Source organism: Oceanobacillus neutriphilus (assembly GCF_014645515.1).
In the GTDB taxonomy this organism is placed as follows: domain Bacteria; phylum Bacillota; class Bacilli; order Bacillales; family Amphibacillaceae; genus Oceanobacillus; species Oceanobacillus neutriphilus.
The window spans coordinates 71,439-94,694 of record NZ_BMLW01000008.1 but is presented as its reverse complement, the minus strand read 5'-3'; the positions used below and the strand labels follow the sequence as shown (position 1 = coordinate 94,694).

Below are 23,256 nucleotides of genomic sequence, written 5' to 3'. Positions count from 1 at the left end.
TTTATTTATCCAACTAGAGTAAGGAGTTTTTTTGCAAAGCCTGAATCTAGTATTGCTATAGCTACACGCTGCTCTTTCCCGATTGCCTGCGATAAGATATCACGGTTATCAACAAATCGATATGGAATATTGTACGAGGTACATTTATCCGAAAGTTTCTTTTTTGTCTGCGGTCCAATATCTTCTGCTAATAAAACAAGCTTTGCACGACCTTTACGAATATCCTTTATAATAGTATCTTCCCCTGTTGAGCATTTTCTTGCTCTGACAGCGAGACCAATGATGTTTAAATAATTAGGATTCATGTCAATCTCCCTCTACTAAAGCTTCTAGCTCATCGTAGATTGTTGGACTTACTTCTGCGTTCAATATTTTGTTAAGCGCATTGGTTTTCCGAGCCTGTTCAATCACAGACTTATTCTTGGAAAGGTAAGCTCCACGTCCGTTTTTCTTACCAGTTTCATCAACGGACACTTCTCCCTCTTTATTCCTCACAATGCGGATCAAGTCTTTTTTAGGCTTCATTTCATTTGTAATAACACATTTTCTTTCTGGTATTTTTTTCTTCTTAGCCAAGTGAAATACCTCCTTATTCAAACAAATCTTCACTGTTGTCAGAATAAGCTTTTTCTTCTAAATCTATATCATCCAGTAAACCTTCTGCTTTTGCGTCAGATTCACTTTTAATATCAATTTTCCAGCCTGTAAGTTTTGCTGCCAGGCGTGCATTTTGACCTCTTTTACCAATTGCTAATGATAATTGATAATCTGGAACAACCACTGTTGTTGCCTTCTCTTCCTCATCTACAAATACTTTCAATACTTTGGAAGGGCTTAATGCGTTTGATACGTAAACGACCGGATCCTCGGACCACTCCACAATATCAATCTTTTCACCCTTTAATTCCGTTACAATCGCCTGAACACGCTGTCCCTTTTGTCCTACACAAGAGCCTACCGGATCTATCTCCGGATCTGGAGCATGGACAGAAATCTTAGAACGGTCTCCAGCTTCGCGTGCAACAGATTTAATTTCCACAATTCCATCATAAATTTCTGGAACTTCCATTTCAAATAATCGTTTTAACAAGCCGGGATGAGAACGTGAAATATAGATTTGCGGTCCTTTGCTTGTATTCTCAACCTTTGTCACATAAACTTTCAAACGATCATGGATATGATATTCTTCTGTCGGCATCTGCTCAGCCTCTGCCAGCTTTGCTTCAATTTTCCCAAGGTTAACATAGACGAAACGGGAATCCTTACGCTGAATAATTCCTGTCATCACATCATCTTCTCTATCAATATATTCAGAGAAGATAACGCCGCGCTCTGCTTCTCGTACCCGTTGAGTAACTACTTGTTTAGCAGCCTGTGCAGCAATACGTCCAAAATCTTTTGGTGTTACTTCTACTTCTATTATATCATCTGTTTCATAGCTTGGATTGATACTTTTAGCTTCATCAAGAGATATTTCCAGCTGTGTATCCTCTACATTCGGCACGACTGTTTTTCTTGCATAGACAGCCATCTTCCCTGTAGCTTCGTTCAACTCTACCCGGACATTAGATGCAGATTTAAAGTTCTTTTTATAAGCAGAAATAAGCGCTGCCTCCAAAGCCTCCATCAATATATCCTTGTCTATTCCTTTTTCTTTTGCTAAATGATCAATCGCATCAAACAACTGCGTGCTCACTTTTTCTTTTCCCCCTTTTAATTAAAACATAACTGCAAGTCTTGCTTTTGCTACTTTTTCATAAGGTATTTCTACGATTTTTTTTCTCGTTTTAATTTTGTATTCAATAGCAACGGTATCATTCTCCACGTTTTGTAAAATACCTTCATACGTTTTTTCGCCGTCAATCTTTTCATATAACTTTACAAAAACATTATTTCCAATGTTCTTTTTAAAGTCTTCCAGCGTTTTTAATGGTTTTTCTACTCCTGGGGAAGATACTTCCAGAAAATAAGCTTCTTTAATCGGGTCAGCTTCGTCCAATTTTTCACTTAACTGTTCAGAAACTTCGCCACATTCTACAATGTCAATACCGCCTTCTTTATCAATATAAACACGCAGAAACCAGTTTTTTCCTTCTTTTACATACTCGATATCAACTAATTCTAAATTTTTCTCTTCTAAAATTGGGTTAACTAATTCAGTTGTTATCTCAATTACTTTAGAACTCAAGTGTAAACCTCCTTTAACCATGTCCTCACGCCTTCAATCAATATAAAACCCCTGCCTAAAATACGGGCGGGGGAAGCAGAGAGTCTCGTTTAGGCGAGGTATGAATAAAGAGTGGGTGTACACCCACTCTTTTCATTCGTACGTATCGAACATTCTAACCAAAAATAGTATAGCATATTCTATACCCCTTTGCAAACCACTTAATCAAGACTTTAAAGCTTTTTACCGCTGTATAATCCGCTTTTAATAAGAATAGTTTTCCCAAAATCAGAGTGATTTATCCGTAACTCAACTATAAAAAGGATTTCCGTCTTGCAATCATTGCAATTGACGGAAATCCTTTGATTTAATGAAATCTTTCTTATTACTCAACTTTCGCACCTAAGAATAAACATATAAACCTTGCTGTTCCAGGATGTACATGGTCTCTATTAACATGCTTGCTTTTAGTTAACTCATCTTTTTATTTTTTGAGCAGGTTATTGTGTATAGCTTCCGCTCCGGCCAACCACTCCGCTTTCCATGGGGACGGCTTCAGCTAACTTGAAAAGAAAACCGTTTTTCAAGTGGATCTTCAGCCCGCCCTGTTCCCATAGGAGTCTCCGCGGTTGGCCTGCGCTCTAATAGGATTCTACAGCGCATGGAAGAAGTAATATCCTGATGAAGTTAGATGAAATCATCGTTTTTAGCAGTTCAAATCATGACAGCATGAATAATTCATATCGAGAATAGCTTTCATGCGCTAAAAAAAGGATTGCTGAACATGTTTACCATGCAACACGAAAATTAGTTCTGTCAGATTTGCCTTTTATTTGTTCAGTTATTTCAATATAGAATACCCTGCTAGCGGAGGCGGACCGTTTTGACTCCTGAAAGGAAAGCGGAAAGCGTCGTTTAAAAACGTAACAACTGGACCGAAGCAACTGAGATAAAGGAATCACCGTGAGTTTACGAACGGATGATGACTTTCACCCGCGGGGCATAAGCGCGACTTTAGCTCTGTCTGCGCCTGACGGCTTGCCAGTCGCTAAGTCTTCTTTATCGTAGGGCGCTGTCGGGAAGTTGTCTAGTTTTTGACGCTTGTAGCTGGACAGGGATCAGCACCATCTGAAGATCCACTTTTGCCAAGTGCTCTTCTTGGCAAAAGTTAGCTGAAGAGCGTGCCCCTAGGAAAGCAAAACGGTCCGCCGCAGTGGTCGCTTTATAGCTTTACACTTTATCTTCTATCTTTGTCAACAGATATATAGCAGAAATGATCAACCCCTGTTCCTATGGATAGGAAGTTACTTTTTAATGTGCGAAAGTTGAGTTACTTAAAAATTAATCTGCAAAACACTTCCTAGAATAAAGAAAGTTGATTTTTCTCTTCCATTCCTTCCAGACATCCGTGATTGTCTAAATACTCCAGCACGGTTTTAGAGATTTTACTTCTTTCTCTTAAATCTTCCTTGGATAAGAATTCGCCTTCTTCACGTGCTTTTACAATATTTAAAGCAGCATTCGTGCCCAGTCCGTCTACTGCATTAAAAGGTGGAAGCAAAGAATCGCCGTCAACGATAAATTCTGTTGCACTTGATTTATATAAATCTACCTTTTTCAGAGACAAACCGCGTTCACACATTTCTAATGAAATCTCTAAAACTGTCAGTAAGTTTTTCTCTTTTGGTGAGGCGTCATTACCTTTATAGCTGATTTCTTCCATCCGCTTGCGAATGGCATCCGATCCTTTAATCATCGTATCTAATTCGAAATCATCAGCACGGACTGTGAAATATGCAGCATAGAAAAGAATCGGATGGTGAACCTTGAAATAAGCAATTCGCACGGCCATTAAAACATAAGCTGCGGCGTGAGCTTTCGGGAACATGTATTTTATTTTTTTACAAGATTCAATATACCAGTCAGGTACGTTATTTTTCTTCATTTCATCGATCCATTCATCCTTCAATCCTTTTCCTTTACGGACGAATTCCATGATATTAAATGCCATCGAAGGCTCTAACCCTTTATGCATTAAATACACCATAATATCATCACGACACCCGATTACATCCGGGAGCTTACAGGTGCCATTATCAATAAGCTCCTGTGCATTACCAAGCCATACGTCTGTACCATGAGACAGACCAGATATAATTAGCAGCTCTGCAAATGTTTTAGGTTTCGTATCTTCAAGCATCTGCCTAACAAATTTTGTGCCAAATTCGGGCACTCCCAGAGTTCCTGTCTTACACTGGATCTGTTCCGGAGTAACGCCTAATGATTCTGTGCCGCCAAAAATTTTCATGACCTCTTCATCATCTGTCGGGATAGTTTTTGGATCAATTCCGCTTAAATCCTGCAGCATGCGAATTACGGTCGGATCATCGTGTCCAAGTATATCCAGCTTCAATAAGTTATCGTGAATCGAATGGAAATCAAAATGTGTTGTCCGCCACTCACTATTCCGATCATCTGCCGGAAACTGGATTGGCGTAAAATCATAAATTTCTTTATCATCCGGGACAACAATAATTCCCCCAGGATGCTGGCCAGTTGTTCTTTTTACTCCTGTACAGCCTTGCACAAGGCGGTCGATCTCCGCATTTTTATAAACGAGCTGATGATCAGAAGCATAGCCTTTCACATACCCATAAGCTGTTTTTTCAGCAACGGTTCCTATTGTTCCTGCCCGGTAGACACTGTCAATCCCAAATAGTTCTTTCGTATAGTTGTGGGCCCGAGGCTGATAATCTCCTGAGAAGTTCAAGTCAATATCAGGTACTTTATCTCCTTTAAAGCCTAAGAATGTTTCAAAAGGAATATCCTGTCCGTCTTTTTTCAATGCTTCTCCACATTCCGGACAATTTTTATCCTCCAAATCATAACCGCTTGCTACAGAACCATCTGTAAAGAATTCAGAGTGTTTACAGCCTGGACAAACATAATGTGGAGGCAGCGGATTAACTTCTGTAATTTCTGTCATAGTTGCAACAAAGGATGAACCGACAGACCCCCGTGAGCCTACCAGATAGCCATCATCCAAAGACTTTTTAACAAGCTTATGAGAAATTAAATAAATAACGGCGAATCCGTTGCCGATAATACTTTCAAGTTCTTTTTCTAACCGGCTGGTAACAATTTCCGGTATTGGCTCTCCGTAAACTCTTTTTGCCATACTGTAGCACAAATCACGCATCTCTTGTTCTGCACCATCAATGTTTGGTGTAAACAAGCCATCCTGAATCGGCGAAATATCCTCTATCTCATTAGCCAGCTGCTGTGTATTTTGAACAACAATTTCTTTTGCTTTCTCTTTTCCCAAAAAGGAGAAAGCCCCAAGCATTTCGCCCGTAGTCCGGAACGGTGTATCAGGCAGCGTTTGTCTGTTTAACGGATTACCAGCCTGCGCAGCAATTAAAATCTGTCGATACTGCTTATCAATATCCTGCAAATAATGGACATTCCCGGTTGCTGTTACTAATTTGCCCATCCGCTCGCCAAGATTCACAAGCTTCCGCAATATATCTACTACCTGCGCTTCATTTTGTACTAAATCCTTATCTATTAAATGCACATAGTTACTCGGCGGCTGTACTTCAATATAATCATAAAATTCAGCGACCTGCTCTGCTTCTTCCTCAGATTTTTGCATCATGGTTTCAAAGACTTCTCCTCTATCACAGGCAGTACCGATTAATAGTCCTTTACGATATTTTTTCAGGACAGATCTCGGTAGTCTCGGCTCGCGGTAGAAATAGTCAATATGAGCATGCGAAACTATCTTATAAAGATTTTTTAAGCCTTCCTGCGTCTGCGCTAAAATCGTACAATGAAAAGGTCTGGAGCGCTGATAGGCATTATTCTCTCCCATATGATTATTTAAGTCCTGATGATTGGTTATTTCTTTTTCAATTAACCGTTGAACAAGCTTCCATAATAAATACCCGGTAGCTTCTGCATCATAAATAGCACGGTGATGCTGTGTCAATTCAATATCCATATGCTTACACAATGTATTTAATCGATGATTTCTCAGTTCTGGAAGCAGGAATCTTGCCAGCTCCAAAGTATCTATTACCGGGTTGGCTGCTTTTTCATAGTCGATCCGTTTGAATCCCTGATTTAAAAAACCCATATCGAAGCTTGCATTATGTGCAACTAAAATATCTTCCCCCATCCAGGCATGAAAATCTTTCAGCACATCACCGACCTCTGGTGCATCCTTGACCATATCATCCGTAATACCAGTTAAATTCGTTGTAGTTTCCGAAAGTGGATGATGCGGGTTAGCAAATGACTCGAATCGGTCAATAATTTCACCATCGTGTACTTTTACGGCAGCTAATTCAATAATCGTATCGTACACAGCAGAAAGACCTGTTGTTTCCACGTCAAATACGATATAGTTTGCATCTTTTAACACACGGTCACTTTCATTATAGGCAATTGGAACACCGTCATCGACAAGGTTTGCTTCCACCCCGTATAAAACCTTCACTCCATATTTTTTTCCAGCATAATACGCGTCCGGGAAACCTTGTACACCGGCATGATCAGTAATAGCAACTGCCTGGTGTCCCCATTTACCGGCTTGTTCAACCAAAGCATCCGGGGAAACAACTGCATCCATTTGGCTCATTGTACTATGAGCGTGCAGCTCTACTCTTTTTTCATCTTCAGGTGCCTCGTCCTGCTTTTCTCTCACTTGAACCTCGTGGATATCCTTTGCCATCATCGCCAGCTCATTAGTATACATATCGGTCTGGATACTGCCGCGGGCTTTTACCCACATACCTTTCTTAACAGATTGAAACTTGCTGACATCCTCATCACCCTTGGAGAACATCTTAATTTGCAGAGAATCTGTATAGTCTGTTGCTTTAATAATTAAGAGACTGCGGCCTGATCTCAGCTCTCTAATCTCTGAATCAAACACATATCCCTGCACGGTAATACGTCTTTCCTCTTCCAGAATTTGATTCATTTCTACCGGCTCATCCTGGATTTTATAGCCGATTGCCAACGGCTGGCTTACTGGTACATCTTTTTCTTTATCCCGTTTTTCTTTTTCCTGAACGGTTTTTTGAACAAGCGCCTGATCTTCTTTCGCTTTATTTTCCTGGAATACCTGCATTTCTTCCTGGTTCGCTTTTACTTCTAAATCAATAGAATAAGGCTTGGAACCAATACGATAACAAAATTGACTGAAAGCCGGTTCCAACCTTTTTTTCAAAATATTCGATTCTGTCTCATTTCTGGAAGTTAACATAATTTTATTATCTATAATTCTTGGAGTTTGCTGCATAATCATTTCCTGATGGGCAGGAGAAAATGTTGTTGTTGCTAAAAAGTGCTTCCAGTAAACACCAATATCTTTCTCGCTGCATTGTTTATTATCCGTATGTAGCGTCAGCTCTACCTTCTCAGCAATCGAGGAGAAGCTTTTTTGCAAAGACTGATACAGATAAAGATATTCATCAAAAGGAAGAACGTCCTCAATATATATATAGAAATGCCATTTTTTCTCTTGCTTATAAACCTCTACTTTTTCTAAATAGCTTGAGGAAAAATACGTTTGAACCGTGGTTTCAGACAGCTGAATTTGGTCCAGTAATAATTTCATTTTTTCTTGCTTGGAAATACTCATCTATGTCCCTCCAATTGTAGGTGGATTTGTGACTACACAGGAAGAAAAATTCTCCTATAAGTTTAAAACTCGCTATATTTATTATATTAATTCATACCTGTTAATACAAAGAAATGATTTGATAAAATCAAATCGTTCAATAATCTGCTCATATACAAACAGGAAACCCTTGTCTATAAATCGACAAGGGTAACTTATTTAGATTTACTATTTTATTTTACAGGAATAGACGCTGAATGTCATTCCATGTGACAACAATCATTAATAGCATCAACAATGCAAACCCGACAAAATGGAAGACCCCTTCTTTTTCCGGAGCTATCGGTTTTCCTCTGACTGCTTCAATTAAAACAAACATTAATCTGCCGCCATCTAAAGCCGGAAGAGGAACTAAATTAATAATCCCTAAATTAATGCTTAGCATAGCCGTCCACATTAAAAAGTTCGAAAAACCGGATTGCACAACCTGATCGGTTGCATCATAAATTCCTACCGGTCCAGATAAGACATCAATAGAAAGCTGACCTGTTACTAACATGACTAAATTAGTAATGATAAGTTTCGATGTTTCATATGTTCTTTCAAATCCAAACTTTAACGTTCCAAGGATATTTTTATCAAATGCAGGAAGTACACCAATCTGTCCGATTTGAATCGGGTCACCTTTTTCATTGACGCCTTCAACCTCAGCAGGTACTACAGTTAATTCTTGTTTCACATCATCTCTGGAGATAACTAAACCTAACTCCTGCTCAGGATTTGCTCGTACAATATCTGTAAACTGTTCCCAAGTTGAAATGGATTGATCTCCTATTTGTGTAATAACATCATTTTCCTGCAGCCCCGCTTCCTCCGCTGGGCTTCCCGGCTGAATTTCACCCATTTGTGCCTGCTCTACTGGAATTCCCTGAATAAGTCCTATCAGCAGAAAGATAAAAATTGCGAGTATAAAATTCATCATTGGTCCGGCGAAAAGCTGCATAGCACGCTGCCCAACCGTTTTGGATGCAAATTGTCTATCGAAAGGAGCAATCTGTGTCTCCCTTTCGTCAACGACAAACATTGCTTTACGGTCTACATCAAAATGAAGCTTCGTATCTTCGTCGTCCTGCTCATAGCCCTCAATAATCAGTTTATGATCAAGATCAACATTCTCCACTTCAATCGTCCGGGCGTTAGGATGTTTTGATTTGTTATTCACAATAATTTTTTCTACTTTTCCATCCTTGTTAAATTCCAACCCAATATGATGTCCTGGTTTTAATTCAACAATTTCCGGATCATCTCCGGCAACACGGACATAGCCACCTGCCGGGATTAATCTGATTGTGTAAAGAGTCTCGTTTTTGGTGAATGATAATATCTTTGGACCGAACCCGATTGCAAATTCACGAACAAGCATCCCTGCCCGTTTTGCAAAAATCAGATGTCCCCACTCATGGATAGAAACGAGTACACCAAACATTAATATAAATGCAATAACAGTTGTCATGACAGCACCTTCCTTTTGTAAAGGTAGAAAGAGGTTATTAAAACTTGATTCTCTGCAATAATATTACATAACAATAATTTACTTCTTTATAGCATAGAGCTTTTACCAAAAGACTATGCGTTTATTTTTTAAGACGGGAACAGAATATGAATACTTACTTGTCCCATAATTTTAAAATATAAGGTTGTTATGTATTAAGAAAAGAAAGCTCTTCACCTAGTATATTCGGGTAAGTCGGTTTACTTTACCGATTCTACAATATTCGCTTTAATAAGTTAAAAAAAGTGAATAAAATGTAGTAATGGAAAAACAAAAAGCATGCTGTCAAATCGATCTAGAATACCACCATGCCCGGGCAGAATTTTTCCTGAATCCTTCACGTTATAAACGCGTTTAAAGGCAGATTCAACCAAATCACCAATTTGCCCAAAGCTTGAAGCTATAATGGTCACAATAATAAGCGTCAGCCACGACTGATCAAACGGCTCTATCAGATGAAAAATCACAGCAACGATGACTGCTACAAAAATGCCTCCTACAGCACCCTCAACAGTTTTCTTTGGGCTGATTGTAGGCCATAATTTATGTTTTCCAAGTTTGCGGCCGAATAAGTAGGCGCCTGTGTCCGTTGCCCAAATGATACAGAATGCAAATAATATATTTCTTAGTGCATTCTCTCCATCTCTGGTCTGTAATAAATAAAAGAAACCTAAGCCAACATAAAAAGCTGCAAGAATGACAAATCCGACCTGATCAAAGGTAAACTCATTTTTCACAAGCACTGTATATGCTAATAAAACAAAAATAATAACAGAGATCAATTCATACTTCGTGAACCACTCTATATCAGTTAAAAATTCATTAGGTAATAAAATGACCCATGTTAATATAGCTGATAAAACATATGGAAAGAAATTCTTCTCTGGATGACGCATCCGTATTAATTCAAATAATCCGATTGTGGCTAAAAGATAGACAAAAATAGTAAACGGCAATCCGCCAATAATAATGATTGGTACAAATATAAGTAGAGCCACTATAGCTGTTATTGTTCGCTGCTTCATTAAATTATCAACACCTTATATACCTCCATATCGTCTTTTGCGCTGCTGATATGCAAGTAATGCTTCATGGAATGTTTCTTCTGTAAACTCCGGCCAGAGCTTATCTGTAAACCAGAATTCTGTATATGCAAGCTGCCAAAGCATAAAATTACTTAATCGATATTCTCCGCCAGTCCGGATTAACAGATCCGGATCTGAAACACCATTTGTATATAGGTGCTTTGAAAATGCTTCTTCATCTAAGCTGTCAATATCTATGTTTTCTTCTTTCAATTCTGTTGCAATTTGCTTGACTGCTTTTAAAATTTCATGACGGCTGCCGTAATTAATTGCGAAGTTTAAAATTAACCCATCATTATTCTTCGTTTTTTCCATCGCATAGTTTACCGCTTCCTGCGTATATCCAGGTAACGACTGAAAATCGCCTATCGTCTGGATACGAACATTATTTTCCATCAAGCTTGGTAAATATACATGCAAAAATTCTTTTGGGAGTTTTAAAATATATTCCACTTCTTGTTTTGGTCGTTTCCAGTTTTCTGTTGAAAAAGTATAAAGCGTTAAAACCTTCACATTTGCTCTCACTGCAGTTTTAACGATTTTATTTACCGTAGATACACCTTCTTTATGACCAGCAAACCTGGGTAATCCCCGTTTTTGCGCCCATCTGCCGTTCCCATCCATGATGATAGCAACATGATTAGGAGCATTTTCTTCAGAAAGTGAATCAGATTCTTTTGGTTGTTTTGATAAAAAAGGAATTTTAATAGACATTTTCCGTCCCCCGAATGGTTGTTTGTTCATAACCCTTTTCTTATTTCTAAAGTACGTATTCAAAAAGAAACCAAATCAAATTTGAACTTCTTTTAAAAGAATAAGGGATGAAAGGCATGACCATGCCAATAAATATTATGACTGTATCCAGTTTAACATGTATTAGACGAACATGATTGCCAGTGGTATTAATACAAAAACCCCCTTTAATAAGAGGGCTTAATGGCATCTTACTACGTTAGCAGAAAACTGTCACCTTTAAACAAAAAATTTTTGCCAGGATTTATACGATGAAGGTTAATAGAAATAAAGTATTTCTTCTATTATACTTCCATAATTTCATTTTCTTTTGTACTTGCTAAATCTTCAATTTGTTTGATAAAAGTATCTGTAGTTTCCTGAACATCATCTTGAAATGCTCTTAAATCATCTTCCGTCATATCGCCATTTTTTTCAGCTTTCTTTAGCTGATCATTTGCTTGACGGCGAAGATTTCTAATTTGTACACGAGATTCCTCAGCATACTTTCCAACAACTTTCACTAAGTCTTTTCTTCTTTCCTGTGTAAGTGCAGGAATGTTGAGGCGAATGATATTTCCATCATTAGATGGAGAAAGTCCCAAGTCTGCTTTTTGTATTGCCTTATCAATATCGCCAATTGCAGACTTATCATATGGTGTAACTGTTAATAGCCTAGCTTCCGGAGCACCAACTTGAGCCAATTGGTTAAGTGGTGTAGAAGCACCATAATAATCAACATAAACATTGTCTAAAAGACTGGGATTTGCACGTCCAGCACGAACAGAGGCTAAATTTTTTGAAAAAGCCTGGACTGCCTGAGTCATTTTTTCTTTCATATCTTTCATCACTGATTCTGACATTCTTAGTTCCCCCTTATCGTTGTTCCGATATTTTCACCTTGAATAACTCGTTTAATGTTACCTTCTTCCATAATAGAGAAGACAATTAAAGGCAAGTCATTATCCATACATAATGAAGAAGCTGTAGAATCCATTACACCTAATCCTTCATTCAACATTTCTAAATAAGTAAGAGAATCATATTTCTTTGCTTCTTTGTTAATTTTAGGGTCATCCGTATAAACACCATCAACATTGTTTTTTGCCATTAAAATAACTTCTGCTTCGATTTCTGCCGCACGTAATGCCGCTGTCGTATCTGTAGAAAAATAAGGATTTCCAGTTCCGGCAGCAAAAATAACAACACGCTTTTTCTCCAGATGGCGAATCGCTTTCCGCCGTATGTATGGCTCAGCAACCTGCCTCATTTCAATAGATGTTTGCACTCTGGTTTGTACACCAATTGTTTCCAGACCATCCTGCAGGGCAAGTGAGTTCATAATTGTTGCAAGCATACCCATATAGTCCGCTGAAGCTCTATCCATTCCCATTTCTGATCCTACTTTACCGCGCCAGATGTTTCCGCCGCCGACAACTACAGCAACTTCTACACCAAGCTCTACAATTTCCTTAACTTGTTTTGAAATGGATTGAATCACTTTAGGTGAGATTCCGTAGCCTTCTTCTCCACTTAATGCTTCTCCACTTAATTTTAACACAACTCTATTATAATGTGCTGTCGTCATAATAACCTCCAAAGAAAAAAATGTATTTAGATTATAGTATATAGCTACAAAAGAGGGAACAAATTAATGTCCCCTAATTTGCAACTTATTTTTTAATTTGGCTCATTACTTCTTCCGCAAAGTTATCTTCGCGTTTTTCCATTCCTTCGCCTACTTCATAGCGAACGAAAGCTTTTACAGAAGCGCCTTTATCTGCAACATATTTTTTCACTTTTTGGTCTGGATCTTTTACAAAGCTTTGTTCTAAAAGAACAATCTCTTCAAAGAATTTACCTAGACGGCCTTCAACCATTTTTTCAACGATTTTTTCTGGTTTACCTTCGTTTAATGCTTGTGTTTTAAGCACTTCACGCTCACGATTTACTTCTTCCTCTGCAACTTCATCACGGGATACATAGCGAGGATTGATAGCTGCTACGTGCATAGAAATGTCTTTAGCTACAGCTTCATCCGTAGTGCCTTCTAATAAAGAAAGTACGCCGATACGTCCTCCCATGTGAAGATAAGCACCAAAAGCATCATTATCTGTTTTTTCTAGTACTGTGAAACGGCGAAGAGAGATTTTTTCTCCGATTTTAGAAACGACACTAGTAATTGCATTTTCAACTGTTTCAGAACCGTCTAAAAGATTTTGCTGTAAAGCTTCTTCAACAGATGCAGGGTTATTTTTCACAATATGCTTTCCAAGATCAGCAAGTAATTGCTTGAATTGATCGTTTTTTGTAACAAAGTCTGTTTCACAGTTTACTTCAATAATTGCTGCTCTGTTTCCATCAACTTCAATATGAGTTAAGCCTTCAGCTGCAACACGGTCTGCTTTTTTAGCAGCTTTTGCCATCCCTTTTTCACGAAGAAAATCAATTGCCTGTTCCATATCTCCGTTCGTTTCTGTTAGTGCTTTTTTACAATCCATCATTCCAGCACCTGTTTTTTCACGTAATTCTTTAACCATTTGAGCAGTAACTGCCATGTTAATTCCTCCTTAAAATATTCAATAATACAAGTTGAATTTCTTTCTTAAGAAAAGTCAAGAAAATCGCTTGGTCTTTAAAATACTGGTGTTCTTGCCAAGGAGATGTCCGCTGCGGGAAGTCGCTTTCCGCGGGCAACGCCTCAGCCTCCTCAAAAGAAGTACACTTTCTGCGGGGTCTTCACCTGTTGCTTTTCCCGCAGGAGTCGACTTCCCTCCGCTCCCATCTTTGAAGAGATATGTTTCATTTGCTTTTTTTAAAGAAATGAAGCTGATTCTAGCGGAAGAAATACACGGAGACTCCTGTGGGAATGCGCAGTGGGAAGACCCCGCAGGAAAAAAGTGCTCTTCTTTTTTTTCGAGGAGGCTGAGCTCAAGCCCACGGAAAGCGTAGTGTATTTCTGGGGTTGCGATTACTCACCCCATGAAAACCGCTGGAGCGGCTATCCTCAACATTTTATTCTTACTCTTTGAAAAAAGGGTGATAAAAGGCTTCTATCCTCTTATCACCCTCACCTTTTAAAAGATTACTCTTTGGAAGCAGCTTCTTCAGCAACTTCTGCTTCTAATTGGTCTTGTTCAGAAACAGGTTCTTCTGTTTCTTCACCTTGTTTTACTTCCAGAATAGCATCTGCCATTTTTGAAGTAAGAAGTTTCACTGCACGGATTGCATCATCGTTTGCAGGGATAACATAATCGATTTCATCCGGATCACAGTTTGTATCAACGATTCCGATGATTGGAATGTGTAGTTTATGTGCTTCTGCAATTGCAATACGCTCTTTACGAGGATCAATTACAAATAAAGCATCAGGAAGTTTTTTCATTTCTTTAATTCCGCCTAGGAATTTTACAAGACGATCTTTTTCTTTTAATAAGTTTACTACTTCTTTTTTAGGAAGTACTTCGAAAGTACCGTCTTCTTCCATTTTTTCAATATCTTTCAAACGGTTAATACGTTTGCGGATTGTTTGGAAGTTAGTTAATGTTCCACCTAACCAGCGTTGGTTTACAAAGAACATTCCAGAACGGATTGCTTCATCACGTACTGAATCCTGAGCTTGTTTTTTTGTACCGACGAAAAGAATAGTACCGCCGTTTGATGCGATTTCCTTAACGTAGTTGTATGCTTCATCCACTTTTTTAACTGTTTTTTGTAAGTCGATGATATAGATGCCGTTACGCTCCGTAAAAATGTATTTTTTCATTTTTGGATTCCAACGACGAGTTTGGTGACCAAAGTGTACACCAGCTTCTAGCAATTGTTTCATAGAAATTGCTGCCATAATAAATTCCTCCTAATTGGTTTTATTCCTCCGCATTTATCTTCTTTATAAGAATACTGTAATTTCAGCACCAATCTTATAAATCAAAATGCGTGTGATTTTTATCTAACTAGTTATAGATAGACTATTTACACCAAAAGTTACTATACCATAACCTTCCTGTGTAAGCAAGTAATTTCTATAGGTTGTTCAAAAAAACGCGTTGCCTTGATCTTCTTGCTTCTAATTTAGCAACTTTTTGAACATACATTTCTATAACTTTTTTTGATACATTTTGATTATTATTTCAGCTTCTGTTTTTCCACAGTTTAATTTTTTAGCAATATCATCTATCGTCTCACCATTTGTATGAAGCTGCAGTACTTTTGCCTCTAAGGAGGTCTCCACTTCATCCTGATAAGCAGAAGATTGAGGTATCTCGATATTAGGCCATTCCATCTCTGTTTGTGCATCATTTTCTTTATTTTCTATTTGCGGCTTTAAAGATTCCGGTTTTATTTCTTTATTATTAAATGGTTTTTTATCTGTATGCTTCCCCTCTGTTAAGAGATTTTGCAATGTCCTGTTTTCCCTCTGAATTTCTTCCAGTGTCTCTTTCAATATCTTTTCCGTCTGTTTATTTCCATCAGAGTTCTGTCTGTCCTTTAACAATAAATAGATAGCTAAAATGGAAATGCCGTGTAATAAAAAGCTGATCATCCATAATAATGTTGACATATATTATCCCTTCCATACCTGCTTTATATTAGATCTGGCTGATTTTCTGAAGAGTTGAACGCAGCTTAACAATACTCCGTTTATGGATTTGTGAAATTCGGGATGTCGTTAACCCCAAAACCTGGCCAATCTCTGTGAAGGTTAATTCTTCTTGATAAAAAAGACTAATTACAAGCTGTTCTTTATCATTTAATGACTTGATTCCTTCTATCAATTCATGCTTCCACTCTTCTTGAATAAGCCTGGCCTCCGGTCTTAAATCCGGTTTATCTGTTACATTGTAGCCAATCCCTTCCTTAAGATCACTCTCTTGCCCTTTTGGCTTATCTTCAATAGAAAGCATATTGCTCATGACAGCATCCCGCAGTGTTGTTTCTACGTCTTGCACAGTCATTCCGGTGATTTCAGCAATATCCTCCGGCTGCGCCTCGCGTTGATATTTTTGCTCAAAAGCTTCACTTGCCTGCTCTACCTTCTTTGTTTTCTCACGAATAGAACGGGGCAGCCAGTCTTCTTTTCTTAATCCGTCTATAATAGAACCTTTTATTCGAAATGAAGCATATGTATCAAACTTCAAATCACGTTTCAATTCAAATTTATGCAACGCATCATACAGTCCAAGCAGACCATAACTGCGTATTTCTTCACGGTCAACGCTGCTCGGCAATTGACTTACAATTCTTTCCGTGTGAAAGGAAACAAGATACATATAGTTTTCAATAAGTATATTTGCTGCTTCATTATCTTGACTGGTCATCCATTTATTCCATAACGCTTGCTCTTGAGAAGGGTCCAATGAACTCATAGAATGACACGCTCCTTTCAAATCGGTTAGATTGTATAAATATCATGATTACGTTTTCTGATGGACAGCTTTGACGAACCCGGATCAAATTCAATGGTTCTTCCCAGATTCCCGCCTACGTCGGATGAAACAATTCTTATATTTAATTTCCTTAGTGCTTCCTGTACTGCTTCGATATTTTTGTCACCTATCCGCATAAAGCTCGTTCCCTTACCAGCTTGAAACATTTGAGCTCCTCCGGCCATCTTAGCTTTAATATTTCTTGCTCCCTGCTCCTGCAACATTTTTAACAGCTGTGGAATAGCGGTATCTGCATATTTCATAGGATTAGAATTAGCTGCTCTTGCCTGGCTTGAATTTGGCAATAAAATATGAGACAGTCCTGCTATTCCACGTTTCTCATCGTATAATACCGTACCGATGCAGGAGCCTAGTCCTAAAGTACGGATTGTATTAGGATGGCGAACTGTTTTCGTATCTGCAATTCCAACATTAACAATTGTTTTTGTAATAGTCATATTAATTCCATCCTAATTTGGCAAAGAGCTTTTGAAAGGACTCTGGATCAGGAATAAACAGGAAATTCCCTTTAATATTCTCATGATTTTCTTCCTCTTGCCTTATTTCCGTATCAATAATAATTGCATAATCTGTCACTTGAGAAATTTCTAACAGCCCTACTGTCATAATAGCACCTGCCATATCTATCCCCAGATGCGGTACAGAAGGCTGCAGATTCATTCCAGTAAAATCAGAAAGTGCTGTAAGATAAGATCCTGTCAGAATATTTCCGATTTCACTTAATGCCGACATAGCAATATCTAATTCTGCTCCATCGGTTTGTTCAGATAACCGGAATTGATCGTTATGAGTCAGCTTTTGTACCAGATACTCTGCCTCTTCAATTTCCACGACAATGGCCATGACACCAGTGATTTCACCTTCTATCTGAAACATTAATCCGACAATCGGCTGCTCCGGCCCGCCAACTAATTCAATAACTTCATTAAAATCAGCAATCTCTACGTTCGGAACCATCATATCTATTTTTTGTCCAAGCAGCATCGACAGAGAAGTCGCTGCATTTCCGGCACCGATGTTACCTATTTCCTTTAAAATATCCTTCTGAAAAGCAGTTAATTGAAAGGCATCCATGATTATTCATCCGTCTCTTTTGTCTTTATTTCTTCTATATTTAACAGCTTATAAATATCTAATAAAATAATAAGACGGTCGTCAAAATTAACAACAGAATGCATATATTCTTTTTTAGCAGTTCCAATTGTTTCCGGCGGGTTTTCCAACAGGCTGAACGGTATATCTAACACATCATTGGCGTTATCTATAATCAATCCCACCTGCGTATCATCAATTCTGGTAATAATAATCTGGTCATCTGTACTGTCAGGTGCCTGCTGCTCTCCCAGGCGGATTCGCAGGTCTATTACAGGAATAATCTTTCCTCTTAAGTTAATAACACCTTTAATGTAGCTTTTCTCATGTGGAACACGGGTAATTGGCAACGATGTCTCGATAGATTCCACGAAGTTCACCGGTAAACCATATTCACTGCCATTTAAATCAAAAATAATTGTTTTTTCCAGTCTTTCTGTAGTTAACTGTTCTTGTTCCATTCCAATCTATCCCTTCAAGTTATTTAGTCTACAAGATTGCTCAGCTGGCTGGCTATTTGATTCAAAGGTACTTGATAATCAGCTAACCCTTCCTTAACAATTGATTTGGGCATCCCATAAACAATTGCCGTCTCTTCTGTTTCAGCAATGGACAATACATGTGGATTGGCTTTTTTCAGCTCTTTGAGACCGAGCGTCCCATCATTTCCCATTCCCGTTAAGACACATGTAATAATTTGATAGTTCTTCAGCGCACACAGAGAGCGGAATAAAGTATTTACAGAAGGGCGGTGTCCATTATCTGCAGGTTCCTGATTTAATGAGACAATTAATGCAACGCCGCTGCTCTTCACTTCCATATGATATCCGCCAGGCGCAATATAGACAGTCCCCTTTTTCATCAATTCGCCATGCTCTGCTTCTTTGACGGCCACCTTACTGATTTGATTTAACCGTTCAGACAGTGATGCGGTAAATCCCGGAGGCATATGCTGCACAACAGCCACAGGAGCACGAAGATCTTTTGGCAAAGCGGTAATCACTTCCTGCAATGCTCTCGGACCTCCGGTAGATGTTCCAATTGCAACTAATCTTTTAGAGGTGAGTGAAGGTCTCTCAGGCATAGTTATCGGCTGCCGGATATGCTCTATTGGTACGTGCTTCTCTGCATTATTTATTTTTTTATGTACTTTGACTGCAGCAGCAGTATATACTTTATCGCAAATTTCTTTTTCTACTGTTTTTATATCTAATGAAATAGCACCCGACGGCTTCGTAATAAAGTCGACAGCGCCAGTAGAAATGGCCTGGATGGCCTGATCCGCGCCTTTTCTTGTTTCACTGGAAAGCATAACTACCGGAGTAGGACATTGTTCCATAATCTGTTTCAACGCCTCTAAACCATCAAGATTTGGCATTTGAACATCCATCGTAATCACATCCGGACGCAGCTTTTTTACTTTATTTACACCATCCAAACCATGTACAGCAGTTCCAACAACTTGAAACCTGCCATCTTCTGTTAAAATTTCTGAAATCATTTTTCTCATAAATGCAGAATCATCCACGACAAGTACATTAATCAGAGTCATTCTCTCACCTCTCCATAAAATGTTTTATCCGCTCCATGAAACTGCCTGACTTACGTAAAGGCCCGCTGGTTTGATTTACATAGGTTTGCAGAATTGAATCTACTGCTTTTGAAGCCTTTGTTTTCGGATACAATATAGTGTATGGTCTTTGATGCATTACCGCTTTCATAACATTTCCGTCCTCTGGAATGAAGCCCAGTGCTTGCGCTTCCCCCTCTAAGAAACGGTGAATAACGGTATGAAAATTATTTAAAATGTTTTGGCCATCCCTGCTATTTCTTGAACGGTTTAAAATAGTGTAAATTGGCATCTCTGCCTGATTTAATAAAATATGCTTTATCATTCCATAAGCATCTGTAATCGAAGTAGGCTCAGGTGTTGTTACAATAAAGCATTCATCGGCTGCCATAATGAAAAATAACGCTGTCTCTGTAATACCTGCCCCCATATCAAACAGAACATAATCATATTCTCTTAATGTCAGCTCAAGTCCTTGATAAAAAATGGATTTTTTATGCTGATCCAGCTCTAAAAAGTCGCGCAGGCCAGAGCCTCCCGGAACATAATCGACTCCATAGTCGCTTTTTACAATCGCATCCTGAATGGAAATCCGGTTGTTTAAAACATCTGCTATAGAATGCTTTGTCTGCATGCCAAGAAGTAAATCAATATTCCCCATGCCGACATCCAGATCAAATACTAAGATACGATGTTTTTCCTTTGCCAGTTTAATAGAAAAATTCAGAGTGAAATTTGATTTTCCTACACCACCCTTGCCGCTGCATATGGCAATCGTTTTTGCAGTCCTGTGCGGAGAAAGCTGGTTTCTTAGTTTTTCAGCTTGATCATAACTCATTGTTCATCACCTGTAATAAAACGGCTAAGCTGATTTATAGTTGGATCGATCATATCTTCCGGAACATCCTGTCCATTTGTCATATAGCCTATCCGGATACCCGAATAGCTTGATACTGCATTTAGGATATTTCCATATTGTTCTGTTTCATCCAGCTTTGTCAATATAAGACCATGTATTCCAATCCCATCAAACTTCCCGTAGATATCCAGAAAGTCTTTCGGCTTTGCAGTCATGGACAAGACAAGATAATTTGTTACCTGATCAGGATTGATCCAGTCTGCTAAATCGTTTAAGTAAGCATCATCCCGATAATTTCTGCCTGCAGTATCTACTAAAATCACATCATAATCCTGTAACTGTTCAATATACTTGCGGTATTCCTGTTTATTATAAGCCACATGGACAGGTATATGAAGAATCTTTGCATATGTCTTCAACTGTTCAACAGCTGCAATCCGGTACGTATCCAACGTAATAAAAGCTACTTTTTTATTCTCAGCTAACTGCATCTTTGCAGCAATTTTTGCAATCGTAGTCGTTTTCCCTACACCCGTTGGTCCAACAAATTGAATCACTCTATGATTATAGGTAAAGCCTAATTCCAGACATTCTAACCGTTTTTCTATTTTTTCGTGAACAGCTTGCTTTAATTTGCTTGAATCTTCATGAGAGAGAGCTGATGCATCGCTTCCTTCCTTCACGATGTTCAGAGCAATATCAGGAAGTACTTCCTGCTGTATTAAGCTGTCATAGATTAACTGCTCCTCCGGTGTCAGTCTGAGCTGCAGCTGTCTGCTTTGTGCTTCTAACAGCTTGTAAACCTGTTCCATCTCTTTAGAACGTGTGGCGTCTTTTACTTTTTCCTGAACCACTTCTCTCTTAAAAACAGGAGCTGCCTGCCGGATTTCAGCTTTTTTAGCAGGTTTCACCGGCTCTGGATCATAACCGGCAACAACCTCGATATAATTCTTTTTAAAGAGCCCTAAGATACCGCCTGATTTAATTTGTCTTGATTGTAAAATCACTGCATCTGTACCAAAATCTTTTCTTACCTGCTTCATCACTTCCGGCATAGACGGAGCTTTATATTTTTTTATTTTCATGCGATATTCACCACCCCAACGCTTTGTACCTCAACAGTAGGTTCTAATTCATTATACGATAATACAACAACTTGAGGTAAAAACCGGTCTAATAATTGTTTCAGATACATCCGGACTGCAGGAGAACAGATAATAATCGTTGTTTCTTCCTGTAAGGAGACCTTTTCAGCTTCTTTATGAATTGCTTGAATAATTGCCTGCTGCTGATCTGGATCTAATGATAAATAATTCCCGTGTTCTGTCTGCTGAATATGGTCAGCAATTGCCTTTTCGACTTTGCCGGAAACCGTAATTACCTTTAATAAATTATCGTCTTTTACATAGCTTTTTGTAATTTGTGATGCCAATGCCTGCCTAACGTATTCTCCTAACACATCCGTATCATTTGTCAATTTAGCAAAATCGGCCAGCGTTTCAAAAATCACCGGCATATTCCGGATAGATACGCTTTCCCTCAGCAGCTTCGCCAATACTTTTTGAATATCGCCGATAGATAAAGGTTCAGGAGTTACTTCCTCCACTAAAATTGGGTTGGTTTCTTTTAAATGATCGATAAGCTGTTTTGTTTCTTCCCTTCCCAAAAGCTCAAAGGCATGCTTCTTAATAACTTCTGTAAGATGCGTAGATACAACGGAAGGCGGGTCAACAACTGTATAACCGGACAACTCCGCTTCATCTTTCACATTTTCACTAATCCATTTTGCCGGCAGCCCAAAAGCGGGTTCTTTCGTATCAATTCCCTCTATATCATCCTCTAAAAAGTCAGGTGCCATTGCTAAATAGTGATCAAGCATTAATTCCCCGCCGGCAACCGTGTCACCTTTTATTTTTAATTGATACTCATTCGGCTGAAGCTGAATATTATCCCGGATCCGGACCACTGGTATAACCAGTCCCAGTTCAATAGCAAGCTGTCTCCGAATCATAATTACTCTGTCCAGCAGGTCGCCGCCCTGAGATGTATCGGCTAAAGGAATTAATCCATAGCCAAATTCAAATTCTATCGGATCCATATTTAAGAGATTAATAACATTCTCCTGCTGTTTTAGAGCCGTTGATTCCGTTTCTTCTTCCTCTTCCTCTGTAACCTCTTCCGGTTCCGCTGTTCTTTTTTCCATCCAATAACCGCTAAAAGCCAGGAAAGCTGCAAGAAGAGTAGTTAAGAAAAAGTTTATCGGTGTTAGACCGAGCAGGAAAATAGCTCCTGCTGCAATATATAAAAGCTTTGGGAATTGCAGCAGCTGATCTGTCACATCAGCGCTTAAATTACTGCCTCTGGCAGACCTTGTAACAACAATCCCGGTTGCAGTTGAAATGAGTAATGCCGGAATTTGGCTGACCAGTCCATCCCCAACAGTAAGCCGCATAAATAAATCAACAGCTTCCTGCATGGACAGCCCCATTTGCACCACACCGATAATCATTCCAAAAAGGATATTAATAAGGACAATAATGATTCCGGCTATAGCATCTCCTTTTACGAATTTACTCGCCCCGTCCATGGAACCATGAAAGTCTGCTTCATTTTCAATTTTTTCCCGCCGTTCCTTTGCCTGACTTTCCGTAATTAAACCGGCATTTAAATCGGCATCGACACTCATCTGCTTCCCTGGCATCCCATCGAGGGAGAACCTGGCAGCAACTTCAGATACACGCTCTGCACCTTTGGTGATAACAATAAAATTAATAATAACTAAAATAATAAATACGACAAACCCGACTAAAGGATTGTTTCCAATTACAAAAGAGCCGAATGTTTCTACGACTCCTCCTGCATCACCTTCAGAGAGAATGGCCCGGGTCGTTGACACATTTAAAGCTAACCGGAATAATGTCAAAAGCAAAATCAGCGTTGGGAACACTGAAAACTGCAACGGTTCAGTTGTATTCATTGCCACTAAAATAACAACCAATGCAAGTATTATATTAATTAATATGAGAAAGCTTAAAAGCCCTCCAGGCATTGGTATGACCAGCATGACAATTACTAGTATAACGCCTAAGAGAACTGCAATATCCCGGACTTTCATTTCCATTC

General features: G+C 38.8%; 21 protein-coding genes. All 21 read right to left on the bottom strand.

Annotated features, from left to right (window positions below):
* Window positions 1–5: 5 nt before the first annotated feature.
* Window positions 6–305, bottom strand: coding sequence for a YlxQ family RNA-binding protein (locus tag IEX29_RS14075; RefSeq protein ID WP_077601201.1), 300 nt, complete (start codon window positions 303–305; stop codon window positions 6–8).
* A 1-nt stretch (window position 306) separates the two neighbouring features.
* Entirely contained in the window at window positions 307–576 is a 270-nt protein-coding gene (gene rnpM, locus IEX29_RS14070) for an RNase P modulator RnpM (RefSeq protein WP_188735021.1), read from the bottom strand.
* Window positions 577–589: 13 nt separating this feature from the next.
* On the bottom strand, window positions 590–1,696 hold the full coding sequence (nusA, locus tag IEX29_RS14065) for a transcription termination factor NusA (protein WP_188735020.1): 1,107 nt from the start codon (window positions 1,694–1,696) through the stop codon (window positions 590–592).
* Window positions 1,697–1,717: 21 nt separating this feature from the next.
* Window positions 1,718–2,188: a ribosome maturation factor RimP gene (gene rimP, locus IEX29_RS14060; protein ID WP_188735019.1), complete on the bottom strand. Its 471-nt coding sequence runs from the start codon at window positions 2,186–2,188 to the stop codon at window positions 1,718–1,720.
* A gap of 1,339 nt (window positions 2,189–3,527) precedes the next feature.
* On the bottom strand, window positions 3,528–7,817 hold the full coding sequence (locus IEX29_RS14055; RefSeq protein ID WP_188735018.1) for a PolC-type DNA polymerase III: 4,290 nt from the start codon (window positions 7,815–7,817) through the stop codon (window positions 3,528–3,530).
* Window positions 7,818–8,034: 217 nt separating this feature from the next.
* Entirely contained in the window at window positions 8,035–9,309 is a 1,275-nt protein-coding gene (rseP, locus tag IEX29_RS14050) for an RIP metalloprotease RseP (RefSeq protein WP_188735017.1), read from the bottom strand.
* 275 nt (window positions 9,310–9,584) lie between these two features.
* Complete coding sequence (locus IEX29_RS14045; protein ID WP_188735016.1) at window positions 9,585–10,373, bottom strand: phosphatidate cytidylyltransferase; 789 nt, start codon at window positions 10,371–10,373, stop codon at window positions 9,585–9,587.
* Window positions 10,374–10,388: 15 nt separating this feature from the next.
* Window positions 10,389–11,147 (bottom strand): undecaprenyl pyrophosphate synthase, encoded by a 759-nt coding sequence (uppS, locus tag IEX29_RS14040; RefSeq protein ID WP_188735015.1) that lies wholly within the window; start codon window positions 11,145–11,147, stop codon window positions 10,389–10,391.
* A gap of 323 nt (window positions 11,148–11,470) precedes the next feature.
* Window positions 11,471–12,028 carry a ribosome recycling factor gene (frr, locus tag IEX29_RS14035; protein WP_188735014.1) on the bottom strand — a complete coding sequence of 186 codons (558 nt, stop codon included), beginning with the start codon at window positions 12,026–12,028 and terminating at the stop codon, window positions 11,471–11,473.
* A gap of 2 nt (window positions 12,029–12,030) precedes the next feature.
* Window positions 12,031–12,753 carry a UMP kinase gene (gene pyrH, locus IEX29_RS14030; protein ID WP_188735013.1) on the bottom strand — a complete coding sequence of 241 codons (723 nt, stop codon included), beginning with the start codon at window positions 12,751–12,753 and terminating at the stop codon, window positions 12,031–12,033.
* An 85-nt stretch (window positions 12,754–12,838) separates the two neighbouring features.
* Entirely contained in the window at window positions 12,839–13,723 is an 885-nt protein-coding gene (tsf, locus tag IEX29_RS14025; protein ID WP_188735012.1) for a translation elongation factor Ts, read from the bottom strand.
* Window positions 13,724–14,250: 527 nt separating this feature from the next.
* Entirely contained in the window at window positions 14,251–15,009 is a 759-nt protein-coding gene (rpsB, locus tag IEX29_RS14020; protein ID WP_077601189.1) for a 30S ribosomal protein S2, read from the bottom strand.
* Between the two features lie 252 nt (window positions 15,010–15,261).
* Window positions 15,262–15,726 (bottom strand): DUF6115 domain-containing protein, encoded by a 465-nt coding sequence (locus IEX29_RS14015; RefSeq protein WP_188735011.1) that lies wholly within the window; start codon window positions 15,724–15,726, stop codon window positions 15,262–15,264.
* A 28-nt stretch (window positions 15,727–15,754) separates the two neighbouring features.
* Complete coding sequence (locus tag IEX29_RS14010) at window positions 15,755–16,531, bottom strand: FliA/WhiG family RNA polymerase sigma factor (protein WP_188735010.1); 777 nt, start codon at window positions 16,529–16,531, stop codon at window positions 15,755–15,757.
* 26 nt (window positions 16,532–16,557) lie between these two features.
* The gene (locus IEX29_RS14005) at window positions 16,558–17,049 is read right to left on the bottom strand and encodes a chemotaxis protein CheD (protein WP_188735009.1); all 492 of its coding nucleotides are present in this window, start codon (window positions 17,047–17,049) and stop codon (window positions 16,558–16,560) included.
* A 1-nt stretch (window position 17,050) separates the two neighbouring features.
* On the bottom strand, window positions 17,051–17,686 hold the full coding sequence (locus IEX29_RS14000; protein WP_188735008.1) for a chemotaxis protein CheC: 636 nt from the start codon (window positions 17,684–17,686) through the stop codon (window positions 17,051–17,053).
* Window positions 17,687–17,688: 2 nt separating this feature from the next.
* Complete coding sequence (locus IEX29_RS13995; RefSeq protein WP_188735007.1) at window positions 17,689–18,165, bottom strand: chemotaxis protein CheW; 477 nt, start codon at window positions 18,163–18,165, stop codon at window positions 17,689–17,691.
* 23 nt (window positions 18,166–18,188) lie between these two features.
* On the bottom strand, window positions 18,189–19,256 hold the full coding sequence (locus tag IEX29_RS13990; RefSeq protein WP_188735006.1) for a protein-glutamate methylesterase/protein-glutamine glutaminase: 1,068 nt from the start codon (window positions 19,254–19,256) through the stop codon (window positions 18,189–18,191).
* A 4-nt stretch (window positions 19,257–19,260) separates the two neighbouring features.
* Window positions 19,261–20,112, bottom strand: coding sequence for a MinD/ParA family protein (locus tag IEX29_RS13985; protein ID WP_188735005.1), 852 nt, complete (start codon window positions 20,110–20,112; stop codon window positions 19,261–19,263).
* A complete protein-coding gene (gene flhF, locus IEX29_RS13980) occupies window positions 20,109–21,218 on the bottom strand; it encodes a flagellar biosynthesis GTPase FlhF (RefSeq protein ID WP_188735004.1) in 1,110 nt (369 codons plus the stop codon). The genes IEX29_RS13985 and flhF overlap by 4 nt, the downstream gene beginning before the upstream one ends.
* Window positions 21,215–23,248, bottom strand: a complete 2,034-nt coding sequence (flhA, locus tag IEX29_RS13975) for a flagellar biosynthesis protein FlhA (protein WP_188735003.1) — start codon at window positions 23,246–23,248, stop codon at window positions 21,215–21,217. The genes flhF and flhA overlap by 4 nt, the downstream gene beginning before the upstream one ends.
* Between the last annotated feature and the right edge of the window lie 8 nt (window positions 23,249–23,256).

Bases quoted from the DNA above. Each gene is read 5' to 3' on its own strand.
- pyrH (WP_188735013.1), bottom strand. From the start codon at position 12,753: ATGACGACAGCACATTATAATAGAGTTGTGTTAAAATTAAGTGGAGAA.
- IEX29_RS14015 (WP_188735011.1), bottom strand. From the start codon at position 15,726: ATGTCAACATTATTATGGATGATCAGCTTTTTATTACACGGCATTTCC.
- rpsB (WP_077601189.1), bottom strand. From the start codon at position 15,009: ATGGCAGCAATTTCTATGAAACAATTGCTAGAAGCTGGTGTACACTTT.
- IEX29_RS14055 (WP_188735018.1), bottom strand. From the start codon at position 7,817: ATGAGTATTTCCAAGCAAGAAAAAATGAAATTATTACTGGACCAAATT.
- IEX29_RS13995 (WP_188735007.1), bottom strand. From the start codon at position 18,165: ATGGAACAAGAACAGTTAACTACAGAAAGACTGGAAAAAACAATTATT.
- IEX29_RS14075 (WP_077601201.1), bottom strand. From the start codon at position 305: ATGAATCCTAATTATTTAAACATCATTGGTCTCGCTGTCAGAGCAAGA.
- tsf (WP_188735012.1), bottom strand. From the start codon at position 13,723: ATGGCAGTTACTGCTCAAATGGTTAAAGAATTACGTGAAAAAACAGGT.
- IEX29_RS14010 (WP_188735010.1), bottom strand. From the start codon at position 16,531: ATGAGTTCATTGGACCCTTCTCAAGAGCAAGCGTTATGGAATAAATGG.
- IEX29_RS14005 (WP_188735009.1), bottom strand. From the start codon at position 17,049: ATGACTATTACAAAAACAATTGTTAATGTTGGAATTGCAGATACGAAA.
- flhF (WP_188735004.1), bottom strand. From the start codon at position 21,218: ATGAAAATAAAAAAATATAAAGCTCCGTCTATGCCGGAAGTGATGAAG.
- IEX29_RS14045 (WP_188735016.1), bottom strand. From the start codon at position 10,373: ATGAAGCAGCGAACAATAACAGCTATAGTGGCTCTACTTATATTTGTA.
- IEX29_RS14000 (WP_188735008.1), bottom strand. From the start codon at position 17,686: ATGGATGCCTTTCAATTAACTGCTTTTCAGAAGGATATTTTAAAGGAA.
- flhA (WP_188735003.1), bottom strand. From the start codon at position 23,248: ATGAAAGTCCGGGATATTGCAGTTCTCTTAGGCGTTATACTAGTAATT.
- IEX29_RS13985 (WP_188735005.1), bottom strand. From the start codon at position 20,112: ATGAGTTATGATCAAGCTGAAAAACTAAGAAACCAGCTTTCTCCGCAC.
- rseP (WP_188735017.1), bottom strand. From the start codon at position 9,309: ATGACAACTGTTATTGCATTTATATTAATGTTTGGTGTACTCGTTTCT.
- uppS (WP_188735015.1), bottom strand. From the start codon at position 11,147: ATGTCTATTAAAATTCCTTTTTTATCAAAACAACCAAAAGAATCTGAT.
- IEX29_RS13990 (WP_188735006.1), bottom strand. From the start codon at position 19,256: ATGACTCTGATTAATGTACTTGTCGTGGATGATTCTGCATTTATGAGA.
- frr (WP_188735014.1), bottom strand. From the start codon at position 12,028: ATGTCAGAATCAGTGATGAAAGATATGAAAGAAAAAATGACTCAGGCA.